At 69.8% G+C, this 14,246-nt stretch carries 15 protein-coding genes and 1 pseudogene; 13 read left to right on the plus strand and 3 right to left on the minus strand.

Features of this window, described 5'->3' with window-relative positions:
• Positions 1-171: 171 nt before the first annotated feature.
• From OG266_RS36785 to OG266_RS36795, 3 genes are all read left to right on the plus strand, one after another.
• A complete protein-coding gene (locus OG266_RS36785) occupies positions 172-966 on the plus strand; it encodes a S1C family serine protease (protein WP_371551034.1) in 795 nt (264 codons plus the stop codon).
• 44 nt (positions 967-1,010) lie between these two features.
• Positions 1,011-1,679, plus strand: a complete 669-nt coding sequence (locus OG266_RS36790) for a response regulator transcription factor (RefSeq protein WP_266467353.1) — start codon at positions 1,011-1,013, stop codon at positions 1,677-1,679.
• Between the two features lie 68 nt (positions 1,680-1,747).
• Positions 1,748-2,956 (plus strand): sensor histidine kinase, encoded by a 1,209-nt coding sequence (locus tag OG266_RS36795; protein ID WP_371551036.1) that lies wholly within the window; start codon positions 1,748-1,750, stop codon positions 2,954-2,956.
• A gap of 112 nt (positions 2,957-3,068) precedes the next feature.
• On the opposite strand, the gene OG266_RS36800 is transcribed toward OG266_RS36795, so the two are convergent.
• On the minus strand, positions 3,069-3,740 hold the full coding sequence (locus tag OG266_RS36800; RefSeq protein WP_266467359.1) for a 1-acyl-sn-glycerol-3-phosphate acyltransferase: 672 nt from the start codon (positions 3,738-3,740) through the stop codon (positions 3,069-3,071).
• Positions 3,741-4,128: 388 nt separating this feature from the next.
• On the opposite strand from OG266_RS36800, the gene OG266_RS36805 reads away from it, so the two are divergent.
• From OG266_RS36805 to OG266_RS36815, 3 genes are all read left to right on the plus strand, one after another.
• Positions 4,129-5,292, plus strand: a complete 1,164-nt coding sequence (locus OG266_RS36805) for a glycerophosphodiester phosphodiesterase (RefSeq protein ID WP_371551038.1) — start codon at positions 4,129-4,131, stop codon at positions 5,290-5,292.
• A 74-nt stretch (positions 5,293-5,366) separates the two neighbouring features.
• The gene (locus OG266_RS36810; RefSeq protein ID WP_266824896.1) at positions 5,367-5,873 is read left to right on the plus strand and encodes a sigma-70 family RNA polymerase sigma factor; all 507 of its coding nucleotides are present in this window, start codon (positions 5,367-5,369) and stop codon (positions 5,871-5,873) included.
• A 46-nt stretch (positions 5,874-5,919) separates the two neighbouring features.
• Positions 5,920-6,423, plus strand: coding sequence for a GNAT family N-acetyltransferase (locus tag OG266_RS36815; protein WP_371551040.1), 504 nt, complete (start codon positions 5,920-5,922; stop codon positions 6,421-6,423).
• Between the two features lie 127 nt (positions 6,424-6,550).
• Here the strand turns inward: OG266_RS36815 and OG266_RS36820 are convergent, their stop codons facing one another.
• Positions 6,551-6,994 carry a hypothetical protein gene (locus OG266_RS36820; protein WP_266467372.1) on the minus strand — a complete coding sequence of 148 codons (444 nt, stop codon included), beginning with the start codon at positions 6,992-6,994 and terminating at the stop codon, positions 6,551-6,553.
• Position 6,995: 1 nt separating this feature from the next.
• The gene (locus OG266_RS36825) at positions 6,996-7,355 is read right to left on the minus strand and encodes a hypothetical protein (protein ID WP_266467374.1); all 360 of its coding nucleotides are present in this window, start codon (positions 7,353-7,355) and stop codon (positions 6,996-6,998) included.
• Between the two features lie 69 nt (positions 7,356-7,424).
• Here OG266_RS36825 and OG266_RS36830 point away from each other — a divergent pair.
• From OG266_RS36830 to cbiE, 7 genes and pseudogenes are all read left to right on the plus strand, one after another.
• Positions 7,425-8,112 (plus strand): annotated as a pseudogene (locus OG266_RS36830) (HAD family hydrolase).
• Between the two features lie 371 nt (positions 8,113-8,483).
• The gene (locus tag OG266_RS36835) at positions 8,484-9,518 is read left to right on the plus strand and encodes a methionine ABC transporter ATP-binding protein (RefSeq protein ID WP_266467382.1); all 1,035 of its coding nucleotides are present in this window, start codon (positions 8,484-8,486) and stop codon (positions 9,516-9,518) included.
• Positions 9,515-10,252, plus strand: coding sequence for a methionine ABC transporter permease (locus OG266_RS36840; RefSeq protein WP_266467385.1), 738 nt, complete (start codon positions 9,515-9,517; stop codon positions 10,250-10,252). The genes OG266_RS36835 and OG266_RS36840 overlap by 4 nt, the downstream gene beginning before the upstream one ends.
• Positions 10,253-10,330: 78 nt before the next feature.
• Positions 10,331-11,158 carry a MetQ/NlpA family ABC transporter substrate-binding protein gene (locus OG266_RS36845; protein WP_329548725.1) on the plus strand — a complete coding sequence of 276 codons (828 nt, stop codon included), beginning with the start codon at positions 10,331-10,333 and terminating at the stop codon, positions 11,156-11,158.
• A gap of 31 nt (positions 11,159-11,189) precedes the next feature.
• Entirely contained in the window at positions 11,190-12,017 is an 828-nt protein-coding gene (locus OG266_RS36850) for a MetQ/NlpA family ABC transporter substrate-binding protein (RefSeq protein ID WP_371551043.1), read from the plus strand.
• Positions 12,018-12,164: 147 nt separating this feature from the next.
• Positions 12,165-12,800 carry a GNAT family N-acetyltransferase gene (locus OG266_RS36855; RefSeq protein WP_266467397.1) on the plus strand — a complete coding sequence of 212 codons (636 nt, stop codon included), beginning with the start codon at positions 12,165-12,167 and terminating at the stop codon, positions 12,798-12,800.
• Positions 12,801-12,939: 139 nt separating this feature from the next.
• A complete protein-coding gene (gene cbiE, locus OG266_RS36860; protein ID WP_266467400.1) occupies positions 12,940-14,151 on the plus strand; it encodes a precorrin-6y C5,15-methyltransferase (decarboxylating) subunit CbiE in 1,212 nt (403 codons plus the stop codon).
• The last annotated feature ends 95 nt before the right edge of the window (positions 14,152-14,246 follow it).

A 14,246-nucleotide genomic window follows, 5' to 3' on the forward strand; every position in this document is an offset into this window, starting at 1 on the left:
CCCCGGCCATCCGGCCCTGCGGGGCCGACAGAGCCCACGGGACCCGGGGCGTCCGCCCGGCAGCCCGGCCCGGCATCCGACGGCTCCGATTCCGGCCCCTACCCCGGACTCGGCGAGCCCCGCGGCCCGTCGTTCCTGCCCGGGCGGCCCCCACCGCCCTTCGCGACGCCCATGCCGTCGCCGCAGACGTACGCGTCGCCTGCGTACGCCACACCCCCGCCCCCGGAGCAACGCGCCCCGCGCAAACCCCGCCCCGTCCTGGCCGCGATCGTCGCCGCCGTCCTCGCGGGCGGCGCGGCGGGCTACGCGGCCGGGGCGCTGGGAGACTCCGACGACTCCTCCTCCAGCACCGCCGCGCAGGGCACGAACGGGCTCGAAGCCGTCGCCGCTCGCGTTCTGCCCAGTGTCGTGTCCATCGAGACGGACGCAGGCCAGGGTTCCGGCTTCGTCTTCGACGAGCGTGGCCGAATCCTCACCAACGCCCATGTGGTGTCCGGCAGTTCGCAGGTCACCATAGAACTCCAGGACGGCCGCAGGCTGCGCGCCGACGTACTCGGGGACGATCCCGCCCACGACGTCGCCGTCCTCGAACCCGAGACGGCACGCGGACTGGAGGCCGCCGAACTGGCCACCGGCGCCCGGCCCGGAGTCGGCGACACCGTCCTGGCCATCGGTTCCCCGCTCGGCCTCAGCGGCACCGTCACCTCCGGCATCGTGAGCGCCCTGGACCGCACGGTGACACTGGGGGAGCAGGGCGAGCAGCGGCGCGCCCTGCAGACCGACGCGTCGATCAACCCGGGCAACTCCGGCGGCCCCTTGGTCGATGCCGACGGCCGGGTCATCGGCATCAATACGGCCATCGCGACGTTGGACCAGCAGGGGGGCGGCGGCTCCATCGGCATCGGTTTCGCCATTCCCGTGACGGACGCGATGGACGCCGCGCGGGCGATCATCGACGGCGGCTGACCGCGGCCGGGAACGGCCGACGACGGAGGGCGGGTGCTGGGCCCATGAGACTGCTCGTGGTCGAGGACGAGGAGGACCTGGTCGTCGCGCTCAGGCTCGGCCTGGTCAGGGCGGGCTACGCGGTCGACGTGGCCCCGGACGTCGACACGGCCACCGAGAAACTGGCCGTCAACGACTATGACTTGGTCCTCCTGGACCTCAATCTGCCCGACGGGGACGGTTTCTCGGTCTGCCGGGCCGTCCGGGCCACCCCTGGAGGACCCCGCATTCTGATGCTCACCGCCCGGGACCGCCTCGCCGACCGTGTGCGCGGCCTCGACGAGGGCGCCGACGACTACCTGGTGAAACCCTTCGCGCTGCCCGAACTCCTCGCCCGCATAAGGGCGTTGCTGCGCCGCGAGGACGGCGGTACCTCGGTCGTCGAGGTGGGCGAACTCCGCCTGGACACCGCGCGTTTCGAGGCGTTCAGGGGCGAACGCCCGCTCCAGCTCACGCCGAAGGAGTTCGGCGTCCTGCACTATCTGATGACCCGCCCCGGACGCGTCGTGCCCACCGAGGAACTGCTTGAACACGTGTGGGACGAGCACGCCGACCCGTTCACCAACACCGTGCGGGTCACGGTCGGTTCACTGCGCCGGAAGATCACCGGGGGCGAGGAGCCGCTGATCGAGACGGTGATCCGGCAGGGCTACCGGCTCAAGGAGACGCCGTGAGAGCCCCGTTCCGCAGGCTTCGCCCGTCGGCTGTGAAACCCTCCTTTCGCAGGCTTCGCCCGCCGACTGTGAAACTCCCGTTCCGACTGCCCGCCTTCACCCACACCATCCGCTTCCGTCTCACGGTCCTCTACTCCGGCCTGCTGTTCGTGCTCACCGCGCTCGTCCTCGGCGGGACGTATCTCGCGGTCGAGCGCAGCGGCGAGGCGCACCCCGTCACCAAACAGTTCACGGCCTCGAAGTACGTCGACAACGTATACGTCGGGGAGATCGAGGCGGTGAAGGTCCAGGAGGTCGAGGCGGCCGTCAACTACGAGACACTCGCCAACCTCCGCCGATTCTCCCTCGCCGTGCTCGGCGGCCTCGCCGTCACCAGCCTCGCGATCGGCTGGGTGCTCTCCGGGCGTGCCCTGCGCCCCGTCCGCTCCATCTCCCGTACGGCGGCCGAGATCCAGGCCACGGACCTGTCGCAGCGCATCCGCCTGGACGGCCCGAAGGACGAACTCCGCGACCTCGCCGACACGGTGGACTCGATGCTCGACCGGCTCGACGAGGCCTTCCGCGCCCAGCGCCAGCTCATCGACGACGCCTCGCACGAGCTGCGCAGCCCGCTCGCGATCATCCGAGCCAACCTGGACGCCGTACTCACCGCCGAGGAGTCCGACGAGCAGGAGCGCCGGGCCGCGGCCCGAAGCGTGGACCGGGCCACCACCCGGATGACCCGCCTCGTGGAGGACCTCCTCGCCACCGCCCGCCGCAGCGCTCCCGCGCTCGCCGACGCCGACGTCGACCTGGCCGCCGCGGCCACCGAGGCGTGCGAGGAGTTCGCGTCGCTCGCGGCCGAACGCGGGCTCGTCCTGCGCCGCCGGCTGACCACGGGCCTGACCGTCATCGGCGACCACGACGCGCTGCGCCGGGCCGTCGGCAACCTGCTCTCCAACGCCGTACGGCTGGCTCCGCCCGGCACCCGTATCACCGTGTCGGCCGGCCGGGCGGAGAGCTGGCTGTGGATATCCGTACGGGACGAGGGCCCGGGCATCCTCGACGACGACCAGGCCCGCGTCTTCGACCGCTTCTGGCGAGCGAAGGGCAACATCGGCGGCCGCGACCGCCACGCCGGCCTCGGCCTTGCGATAGTGCGCCAGATAGTGGAGTCGCACGCGGGCCAGATCCGACTGTTCTCCCGAGTGGGAGAGGGCTCCACGTTCGTCCTGTGGTTCCCGGCACCAGGAGCCGACCAAGCCAACGGCGGTCCACCCGAGGAACAGCCCCTGTGACACTCCGCCCAACCAGAGCGCCCCGTCAGGGGCGCGGGGAACTGCGCGACCAGCCACAACGAACCCGCAGGTCACGACGGACCCGCAGCCCCCGGCGAAACCAGCGGAGCGCCTAGGCGGCTTTCGCCTTCGTGGCGTACATGTCCACGTACTCCTGCCCCGACAACCGCATGACCTCGGTCATCACGGAGTCGGTCACAGCCCGCAGAACGTAACGATCGCGGTCCATCCCCTCGTACCGCGAGAACTCCATGGCTTCGCCGAAGCGGACAGTGACCCGGCCGGGCCGCGGAAACCCCGCCCCGCCGGGCTGGATCTTGTCCGTGCCGATGATGGCGAACGGGACGATGGGCGCGCCGGTCATCATCGCCAGCCGGGCGATGCCCGTACGGCCCCGGTAGAGCCGGCCGTCGGGGGAGCGGGTGCCCTCCGGGTAGATGCTGAAGACCTTGCCCTCCTCCAGCACCCGGCGGCCCGTCATCAGCGCCGCGACACCGCCGCGCCCGCCGTCCCGGTCGACCGGGATCATGCCGCAGCCGGTGAAGAACCAGGCCATCAGACGGCCCTTGATGCCCTTGCCGGTGACGTACTCGTCCTTGCCGATGAAGAAGACCTGACGGTCGCAGAACAGCGGCATGATCATCGAGTCGATGAACGTGAGATGGTTGCCGGCCAGGATCACCGGACCTTCGCCCGGGATGTTCTCCGCACCCTCCACCCGTGGGCGGAACATCAGGCGCATGATCGGTCCGAGCACTGCCTTGATGAGCGCGAAGCGGGACAACGGGCCCTCCGGTGTCAAGGGATTCGGTATGAGTCTGTGCAGGTGAGGACGATACTCGCGGCTCCCGGGTGATTGCACATCGGGTTCACCGAGTGGATACGCACTGTTGACGCACGTTTACCTGCGGTGGCGTGCCGGTGAGCGGCTGTCACACGGGCGAGACGATGTGACGGATCTCGCGTGCCGCACCCGAGGACCGTTCGGCGCGCCGCTGCTGTGCGCGTACCCCGCATGGCGGCTCCGATGCCGACGGACCGTCACTTTGCTTATTCCGTACGACACGCAGGGGCACCCACGTGTTCCGCCACAGGTCTCCCTCCCGTCACGCAAGGGAACTTACGATCGACCCGATTTGAACTGGCGCGGGGGCACTACAGCGGGAGTAGTCATGGGAGCGCAGGAGTCGAACGGACAGGAACGGGGCACCGCGCGGCGGACGCTGCTCGGAGCCGCGGTGCTCGGGGCGGGCGGAGCGGTCCTCGGAGCGCCCGGCGTGGCCCGCGCGGACACGCAGAAGTCGGGCGGCGGCTACCAGAGCCTGCCGAAGCCGACGATCATCGGACACCGCGGGGCGAGCGGCTACCGGCCGGAGCACACCTTCGGCTCGTACCAGCTGGCCCTCGACCTCGGCGCGGACGTCGTCGAGGCGGGCGACCTGGTGCCCACCAAGGACGGTCACCTCGTCTGCCGCCACGAGCCGGAGATCGGCGGCACCACGGATGTCGCGGACCACCCCGAGTTCGCCAGCCGCAAGACCACGAAGAGCCTCGACGGGGTCGCCACCACCGGCTGGTTCACGGAGGACTTCACGCTCGCCGAGCTGAAGACCCTGCGGGCGATCGAGCGCATCCCCGCCAACCGCCCGCACAACACCCTCTACAACGGACGCTGGGAGATCCCCACGTTCGAAGAGGTGCTCAAGTGGCAGGACGAGCAGACCCGCAAGCGCGGCAAGCAGGTCTGGATCTACCCGGAGCTCAAGCACCCCACCTACTTCCGGGCGCTCGGCCTCGGCACCGAGGAGAAGCTCGCCAAGGCCCTGCGCAAGGCGGGCAAGGACAAGAAGAACTCGCCCGTCATCATCCAGTCCTTCGAGCCGACCAGCATCCAGCGCATGAACAAGCTCGTCGGCAACCCGCTCGCGGTCCTGCTCTCCGCCGCGAACACCCGCCCCTGGGACTTCGTCGCGACCGGCGACCCGCGCACCGTCGCCGACCTGGTCACACCCAAGGGCCTCAAGGAGATCGCCTCCTACGCCCAGGGCATCGGCCCCACGCTCGACCTGATCATCCCGAAGGACGCGAGCGGCAACTTCACGACGCCGACCACGCTGGTCAAGGACGCGCACGCGCAGGGCCTGATCCTGCACCCGTACACCATGCGCAACGAGAACCCCTTCCTGCCGCCGGCCTACCGCAAGGGCACCGACGCGGACGCCTACGGAGACGTCTTCGGCGTCTTCAAGGTCTACTTCGCCACGGGCATCGACGGTGTCTTCACCGACAACGCCGACACCGGGGTGCTCGCCCGCGCGGACTTCGTCAACGGATGACCCCGCCACCCCGGTTGGGGTGACAGACGGCCGCCCCGGCAACCATCCGCCGGGGCGGCCGCGTCGTGCCGCATATGACACACGACATGGTTGCCACGCTGCGCCCACTGCTCGCCGCCGAGGCCTCGGCCGAGGCATATGCGTCCGGCGCCGAACAGGGCGACCTGGAACAGGCCGTCTGGCTGCGCCTCCTGGAGCGACTCGACACGGATGGCCCACCGGTCGACCCGCAGGGCTGGCTGCGCCGCGCCGTCCGCTCCGAGGCCCGCCGCAGCCGCCGCCGGGCCCGCGTCGAACAGCCGTACGCCGCCGATCCCGCCGACGACCGCGGGACCGGCCCCGAGCAGCAGGCGATGACCGCGGCCCGCCATCGCGCGCTGCACGACGCGGTACGACGCCTGCCCGGCCGCTGTCCCAGCCTGCTGGCGGCCCTGCTGTCCCCGAAGGACCTCACCTACCGGGAGATCGCGGGGGAGTTGGGTATCTCACAGGGCAGTCTGGGCCCGGAACGTTCCCGATGTCTGGGATGTCTCCGTCGATTGCTGACGCCGGAGGTTGCGGCCGGGGAACCGCGGGGATAGGAGTGAGGGACGACCGGTGGAACAGGTGAGCGGGAGGCGTGCACACATGGGCATGAGCGTGACCATCTCGGCGGCGACCGCACAGGATGCCGAGCAGATCCTCAAGCTGCAGTACCTCTGCTACCAGGGCGAGGCGGAGCTGTACGGCGACTACGGCATCGAGCCGCTGACCCAGCCGCTCGACTCCCTCAGGGCGGAGCTGGCCGACGGCACGGTCCTGGTGGCCAGGCTCGGGGACGAGGTGGTGGCCTCGGTCCGAGGCGCCGTGGACGCGGAGGGCACCGCCCGTATCAACAAGCTCATCGTCCACCCGCGTATGCAGCGCCATGGGCTGGGCGGACGCCTGCTCGCCGCGATCGAGGCCAGGCTCGGCGCGGACGGTGCGACCAAGTCCTTCGAGCTCTTCACCGGCCACCGCAGCGACCGCAACCTGGGGCTCTACCGCAAGCACGGTTACGCCCAGGTCTCCACGGAGCGTGTGGATGAGCGGCTCACGCTGGTGACCCTGGCTAAGGGCGCCCACGCGGGCGCGTTCGCGGCCAGCGCGTAGGCGCTCCGCTGGTAGGCCGTGCGTTGTCTGCGGGGCCGTCGTGGCTGGTCGCGCAGTTCCCCGCGCCCCTTCGGGGCGCAGCCGAATCGCGCCGGCCGGCCGTCACCGCGTGGCCGGAGCCCAGCAGCTACTGACCGGCCGTACGGGCAGCCTTGCGCAGCCAGTACATCGCCGACAGTGGCAGCAGCACCGGGATGAACAGATAGCCCATCCCGTAGTCCGACCACACCGTGGCGTCGGGGAAGGCGGACGGCTCCACCAGCGTCCAGGTCCCGACGATCAGTACACCCGCGAGCTCGGCGGCGCAGCACACCAGCGCCGCCCTGCGGGCCCTCTCGCCGCCGCGTACGAGCGAGTACGTGATGAAGCCGTAGACGAGCCCCGCGACCGCGGAGAGCGAGTAGGCGAGCGGGGCCTTGTCGAACTCCGTGGAGATCTGCACGGCGCTGCGCGAGACGGCGCCGACGACCATCACGCCGTACAGCCAGACCAGCAGCATGCCGGGACCGCTGATGAGCCGTGTCCGCTTCTTCTCCTGAGGTACGGTCCCGTTCTCCTCCGCGGCCGTCATCTCAGCCTCCCCAGATGTCATAGAGCCGCACCTCGAGCACGGCGAGGACGATGCCGCCGGCGGCCACGGTGATCGATCCCCAGCGGGTGCGCTCGGTCAGCGACATGAGGCCCGCGGCCGGGATGCACGCGAAGGCGCCGACCAGATACGCCACGAAGATCGTCGTGCCCTGCTCCGGCTTCTCGCCGCGCGCCAGCTGCACGATGCCGACCACCAACTGGATCACGGCCAGCAGCGACACCACGGCCATGCCGATGAAGTGCCAGTCCTTGGTTGGCTGGTCCCGGTAGGCGGCCCAGCCGCACCAGGCGGCGAGCGCGAGCGCGGCGACGGCGGTCGCGACCGTCAGGGCATCAAGCATGCCGCGACCCTATTACGGGCCGAAAGACCCGATGCGTTCGCCCCCGGGGTGCCCCGTAGGGTCGAAGGCATGAAGATCCACGCTGAAGCCCTCCTCTTCGACAACGACGGAACGCTCGTCTCCTCCCTCGAGTCCGTGAACCGCTGCTGGACCCTCCCCCAGTGACTCCGACAAGCTCCGTCCTGGGGGGACCCCCAGGTACGAGGAGTACGGCATCACCGCCGAGGACTTCGCCCGGATCGAACTGCACGGCCGCCCAGCCGCCGAGATAGCCGCCGACCTGCTGCCCGCCGACATCGTCCCCGAGGCCCTCGCGCGCATCGAACAACTCGAGGTCGACGATGTACCGGGCGGGGTTCTGCTGCTTCCCGGGACGGCCGAGTTCCTCGACTCGCTCCCCGCCGAGCGCTGGGCCGTCGTCACCTCCGCCACCCGGCGCCTCGGTGAGGCACGGCTCGCCGAGGCCGGCATCCGCCCCAAGACGCTGATCACCGCCGACGACGTCACCCGCGGCAAGCCCGACCCCGAGCCCTACCTCCTCGCCGCCCGTGAACTGGGCGTCGACCCGGCCCGCTGCGTGGTCTTCGAGGACGCCCCCGCAGGCCTGCAGGCGGGCCGCGCCGCCGGAATGACCACCGTGGCGTTGGCCACAACCCACCAGTCCCACGAGCTGGACGCCGACCTCGTGGTCGACAACCTCTCCGCCCTGTCCGCGCTGGTCACGGCGCACGGAGTGGAGATCTCCGTCCGGGGCTGAAGACCGTCCACCGCTGTCCGGTATACGGACAGCGGTGGTGGGTCCCTCCTGTGTGTCTGCTTTACTTGATCCCATGACCACGACGAGCAGCCGCATCCTTGCGACCGAGGCGAGCATGACGCCCGGTGCTCGTTGTATGTGTCGAATGTGCGCCTTCTAGAGGGCCCCCGCACCACCCCGAGCCTCGCGCCCCGAAGCGAGCCGGCGCGCCCTGTCCGTCCCCGGACGTGACGGGCGCAGCCCCGCGCACACGATTCTTCTTCACACCCCGGCTGCCATCGCCACCGCCAGAACCGTGCCGCGTTCCCGACCGAATGCACCCGTGCCCGGCGCACACCCACGCCCTGCACTCGACAGTGACGGAAACCCCAGTGATCACGACCACGGACCTCACCAAGGTCTACCGCTCGCGCGGCCGTGAGGTCACCGCCCTCGACGGCGTCGATCTGCACGTCCGCGAAGGCGAGGTGTACGGCGTCATCGGCCAGTCCGGCGCCGGCAAGTCCTCGCTCATCCGCTGCATCAACCTCCTGGAGCGTCCCACCTCCGGCACGGTCACCGTCGCCGGACAGGACCTCACCGCGCTCGCCGGGCAGGGCTCGCGGGCCGGCCGGGAACTCCGCAAGGCGCGCAGCCACATCGGAATGGTCTTCCAGCACTTCAACCTGCTGTCCTCGCGCACGGTCCAGGACAACGTCGAGCTGCCGCTCGAAATCCTCGGGGTCTCGGGGCAGCAGCGCTCCCGCAAGGCGCTCGAACTGCTCGACCTGGTCGGCCTCTCGGACAAGGCGAAGGCCTACCCGGCACAGCTCTCCGGCGGCCAGAAGCAGCGCGTCGGGATCGCCCGCGCCCTCGCCGGCGACCCGCAGGTGCTGCTCTCCGACGAGGCGACCAGCGCTCTCGACCCCGAGACCACCCGCTCCATCCTCCAGCTGCTGCGCGACCTGAACCGGCAGCTGGGCCTCACCGTCCTGCTCATCACTCACGAGATGGACGTCGTCAAGACCATCTGCGACTCGGCCGCCCTCATGGAGAACGGCAGGATCGTCGAGTCCGGCACGGTCGGCGAGCTGCTCGCGACGCCCGGCTCCGAGCTGGCCGCCGCGCTCTTCCCGGTCAGCGGTGACCCGTCCGGCGACGACCGCACGGTCATCGACGTCACCTTCCACGGCGAGGCCGCGACCCAGCCCGTCATCTCGCAGCTCTCCCGCACCTACAACATCGACATCTCGATCCTCGGCGCTGCGATGGACACCGTCGCGGGCAAGCAGGTCGGCCGGATGCGCATCGAACTGCCCGGCCGCTACGAGGAGAACGTCGTGCCGATCGGGTTCCTGCGCGAACAGGGGCTGCAGATCGACATCCAGGGCCAGGCGCCCGTACTGCTGAAGGATGGTGCCAAGTGACCTGGTCGGAGATGCAGCCGCTGCTGTCCCAGGCGTGTTGGGACACGTTCTACATGGTGGGCTGGTCCACGCTCATCGCCGTCGTCGGCGGTCTTCCGCTCGGCATCCTGCTCGTCCTCACCGACCGCGGCGGACTCCTCCAGAACGTCCTGGCCAACAGGATCATCGGGCAGATCGTGAACATCGCCCGCTCGATGCCGTTCATCATCCTGATGGTCGCGCTGATGAGCTTCACGCGCTGGCTCACCGGGTCGACGATCGGCCGCGAGGCCGCCATCGTGCCGCTCGCGATCGGGGCGATCCCCTTCTTCGCGCGCCTTGTCGAGACGGCTGTCCGCGAAGTGGACGGCGGGCTCGTCGAGGCCGTGCAGTCGATGGGCGGCAACACCTGGACCGTCGTCCGCAAGGTCCTCGTACCGGAGTCCCTGCCGTCGCTGATCTCCTCCGCGACCACCACGATCGTCGCGCTGATCGGCTACTCGGCGATGGCCGGCACCGTCGGCGCCGGCGGCCTCGGCGACATCGCGATCCGGTACGGCTACCAGCGCTTCGAGACCGAGCTGATGTGGATCACCGTAGGGATCCTCGCCGTGGTCATCTCGGTCATCCAGTTCGCCGGCGACTACGCCGCGCGTGGGCTGCACCGGCGCGGCGGCCAGTCCGGGGCCGCGCCGCGGCTGAGGCTGCTGAAGGCCAAGGAACCCGCGACCGCGGACGTCGGCAAGGTCGCCTGAGTACTTCTTCACCCACCCGCAGATTTCCCCGTACACCCATCACGGGGACAGCTACACCCACATGGAAAGGCACTTTTCGTGCGTAACGCCACAAAGCTCACCACCGCCGTCCTCGCAGCCGGAGCCCTCACCCTCGGCCTCACCGCCTGCGGCTCGGACAAGGACTCCGCCTCCGACACCAGCGGACCGCTGATCGTCGCCGCCAGCCCCGTCCCGCACGCCGAGATCCTCAACTACGTCAAGGACAACCTGGCGAAGGACGCGGGCCTCGACCTGGAGGTCAAGGAGTTCACCGACTACGTCACGCCGAACACGGCGACCGAGGACGGGTCCGTGGGCGCCAACTACTTCCAGAACCAGCCGTACCTCGACGACTTCAACAAGAAGAACGGCACCCACATCGTGCCCGTCGTCACGGTGCACCTGGAGCCGCTCGGCCTGTACTCCAGCAAGGTCAAGAGCGCCGACGACCTGAAGAGCGGCGCGACGATCGCCGTCCCGAACGACAGCGTCAACGAGGCGCGCGCGCTGAAGCTGCTCGCCGCCAACGGGATCATCACGCTCAAGGACGGCGTGGGCAACGAAGCGACCCCCTCGGACATCACCAAGAACCCGAAGGACCTCAAGTTCAAGGAGCTGGAGGCGGCCCAGACCCCTCGCTCCCTGGAGGACGTCGACGCCGCGGTCATCAACGGCAACTACGCCATCGAGGCCGACCTCTCGCCCGCCAAGGACGCCCTCGTCCTGGAGTCCGCGACGGACAACCCGTACGGCAACTTCCTCGCCGTCAAGGAGGGCAACGAGGACGACCCGCGCGTCAAGAAGCTCGCGAAGCTCCTCACCTCGCCCGAGGTCAAGAAGTTCATCGAGGACAAGTACGAGGGTTCCGTCATCGCGTCGTTCTGACGTCGCGATCGGTTTCAGAGGGGTCAACACCATGCGCAAGCACGTCATATCCGCGGTGTCCGCCGCGATTGCCCTCGGCCTCGGACTGACCGCCTGCGGTTCGGGCTCGGACTCCGGCAGCGGTGACAATGACGCCCTGGTCGTCGGGGCCACCGCCGTACCCGCCGGCGAGGTCCTGTCGTACATCAAGCAGGATCTCGCCGAGAAGGCGGGCCTCGACCTGGAGATCAGGGAGTTCACCGACTACGTCCTGCCGAACACCGCGCTCCAGGAGGGCTCGCTCGACGCGAACCTCTACCAGAACCAGCCCTTCCTGGACGACTTCAACAAGTCCAAGGGCACGGACCTGGTGTCGGTCGTCAAGCCGTACCTGCCTCCCATGGGCGTGTACTCGAAGAAGGTCAAGGACGTCACCGAGCTCGCCGACGGAGCCACCGTCGCCGTACCCAACGACGTCACCAACGAGGGACGCGCCCTCAAGCTCCTGGCCTCCAAGGGCGTCATCACGCTCAAGGAGGGTGCCGGCACGACCGCGTCCCCCGAGGACATCACGGCCAACCCCAAGCACCTGAAGTTCAAGGAGCTGGAGCCCGCCCAACTGCCGCGCTCTCTCGACGACGTGGCCGCGGCGGTCATCAACAACAACTACGCCCAGGACGCGGGGCTCAGCCCCGCGACCGACGCGATCCTCCTGGAGTCCGCGAAGGACAACCCCTACGCGAACCTCCTGGCGGTGAAGAAGGGCAACGAGGACGACCCGCGCGTGCAGAAGCTCGCGAAGCTCCTCACCTCGCCCGAGGTCAAGAAGTTCATCGAGGACAAGTACAAGGGCTCGGTCCTGCCCGTCACTTCCGGCTGACGGTTCTCGTCACCGCACGGGGTCCACTTCATCACCTGGAGTGGACCCCGTGGTGCGTCACGGTGGTTTCATGCTGCATGCTGGGCAGTTCAGCAGGCCCGGTGGCTTCCCCAGGGCCTGAGGTTCCCGAAGGTTACGGAGCGGCGCATGACAAGCACCTTCCCCGACATCTCCATCAGCACGGAGCGGTTGGTACTGCGTGCGCTCGAGGACGAGGACGTCTCCGCCCTGGCCGAGATGATGAACGACGAGATGGTGGCGGCCTGGACGGCGGTGCCCCAGCCCTTCTCCGAGGACGGCGCCCGCTCCTGGATCACCGACTACGCGCCCGCCGAACGAGAGGCGGGCCGCGGACTCGACCTCGCCGTCACCGAGTTCCTCACCCAGCGCCTGGTCGGCATCATCCAGCTCGCCAAGACGAACTGGCATGTGCGGTCCACCGAACTCTCGTACATCATCGCCCCCTGGGCCCGCGGCGAGGGCTACGCCTCCGAGGCCTCGCTCGCGACCGCCCAGTGGCTGTTCCGCGACCAGAAGTTCGAGCGCATCGAACTGCGCACGGCGGCCGACAACACCGCCTCGCAGCAGGTCGCCCAGAAGATCGGCTGCATCAGCGAGGGTGTCCTGCGGGGCGCCTGCATAGCGCGCACCCGTACCGAGGACGGCGGCTGGACGGACGTGCGCACCGACTACATCGTGTGGAGCCTGCTGCCGGAGGACATCGAGGGCGTGGGCGACCAGTTCGCCGACAGTGGTTTCACGTCGTTCTCCGACTGGAACTGAATCCCCGGGACCGCTCCCACTCTCCGGAGCCCGTCGGAGCCCTTCGGGGCGCTGCCGGGCGGCACCAGGTACCCTCACGGAGCCTGCCTGCGGGCCTGCCCCTGACGACCTGCGAAAACCTTTCTGGAGACTGACGACGATGGCCGACCGGGTCACGGTGATCGGCTGGGACGGCTCGCCGCTGACCGCCGCGGCGCGCGCAGCTCTCGGCGCCGCCACGCTAGTGGCAGGCACGGCCCATCACCTCGCACTCCCCGAGGTGCCCAAGGCCGCCGAACGCATCCGCCTCGGCAGCGTCGCCCTCGCCGCCCGCCGGATCGCCAACCACCGGGGCAGCGCCGTCGTCCTCGCCGACGGGGACCCGGGCTTCTTCGGCGTCGTACGCACCCTGCGGGGACCCGAGTTCGGCCTGGAGGTCGAAGTCGTCCCCGCCGTCTCCTCGGTGGCCACCGCGTTCGCCCGCGCCGGAATGGCCTGGGACGACGCAGAGGTGGTCGTCGCACATCCCCGCACCCTGCGACGCGCGGTGAACGTATGCCGCGCCCACACAAAGGTCGCTGTCCTCACCTCGCCCGGTGCAGGCCCCGCCGAACTCGGCCTCCTCATGGACGGAGTGCACCGCACCTTCGTCATCTGCGAGGAACTCGGCACCGCACGCGAACAGGTCACGATCCTCACCTCCGACAAGGCCGCCGACCACACCTGGCGGGACCCCAACGTCGTCATCGTCATCGGCGGCTTCGTGGCCGCGGTCGAGGGCGGCGGCTGGATCGCCGGACGCGAGCCGGGCGCCGGACCGCGCGGCTGGGCGCTGCCCGCGAAGGCGTACGGCGGCGCACTCGGCGAAGGCGAAACGGATCTGCTGCGCGCCGCCCAACTCGCCCGCCTGGGCCCGCGCGTCGGAGACCTCGTCTGGGACATCGGCTCCGGAAGCGGCGCCTTCGCCACCGAGGCGGCACGCACCGGCGCCGCCGTCATCGCCGTCGACCGGAACCCCGGCTCCTGCGCCCGCACCGAGGACTCCGCCCGCCGCTTCGGCGTCCAGATGCAGATCGTGCCCGGGGCCGCGCCGCACATCCTGGAGGACCTTCCCGAACCCGATGTCGTACGTGTCGGGGGCGGCGGAGCCGCGGTGGTCTCGGCGGTCGCCGACCGTCGTCCACGAGTCATCGTCACGCACGCCTCGACCCGCGACGCGGCCGAACTCATCGGCAGAGGCCTGACGGAGCACGGCTACCAGGTCGAGTGCGCGCTCATCCAGTCCGTCGAACTCGACACAAGGGCATGGACGGAGACGGAACGGAGCGTCGCGTTCCTGCTCACAGGCCGTCTACCCGATCGCGCCCCGTGATCCTGTTGTCGTACTGCGCGCGGTAGGCTGGCCGATCGTTGTACCGCTCTCGGGGGATCAGCCTTTCGTAGGCCAATGTCCGGAAAACGCGCCCG

Source organism: Streptomyces sp. NBC_00554 (assembly GCF_041431135.1).
GTDB lineage: Bacteria > Actinomycetota > Actinomycetes > Streptomycetales > Streptomycetaceae > Streptomyces.

Excerpts from the sequence above, each read along its gene's own strand:
- OG266_RS36785 (WP_371551034.1), top strand. The coding sequence starts at position 172 with ATGCCGTCGCCGCAGACGTACGCGTCGCCTGCGTACGCCACACCCCCG.
- OG266_RS36790 (WP_266467353.1), top strand. The coding sequence starts at position 1,011 with ATGAGACTGCTCGTGGTCGAGGACGAGGAGGACCTGGTCGTCGCGCTC.
- OG266_RS36805 (WP_371551038.1), top strand. The coding sequence starts at position 4,129 with ATGGGAGCGCAGGAGTCGAACGGACAGGAACGGGGCACCGCGCGGCGG.
- OG266_RS36810 (WP_266824896.1), top strand. The coding sequence starts at position 5,367 with ATGACACACGACATGGTTGCCACGCTGCGCCCACTGCTCGCCGCCGAG.
- OG266_RS36815 (WP_371551040.1), top strand. The coding sequence starts at position 5,920 with ATGGGCATGAGCGTGACCATCTCGGCGGCGACCGCACAGGATGCCGAG.
- OG266_RS36820 (WP_266467372.1), bottom strand. The coding sequence starts at position 6,994 with ATGACGGCCGCGGAGGAGAACGGGACCGTACCTCAGGAGAAGAAGCGG.
- OG266_RS36825 (WP_266467374.1), bottom strand. The coding sequence starts at position 7,355 with ATGCTTGATGCCCTGACGGTCGCGACCGCCGTCGCCGCGCTCGCGCTC.
- OG266_RS36850 (WP_371551043.1), top strand. The coding sequence starts at position 11,190 with ATGCGCAAGCACGTCATATCCGCGGTGTCCGCCGCGATTGCCCTCGGC.
- OG266_RS36855 (WP_266467397.1), top strand. The coding sequence starts at position 12,165 with ATGACAAGCACCTTCCCCGACATCTCCATCAGCACGGAGCGGTTGGTA.
- cbiE (WP_266467400.1), top strand. The coding sequence starts at position 12,940 with ATGGCCGACCGGGTCACGGTGATCGGCTGGGACGGCTCGCCGCTGACC.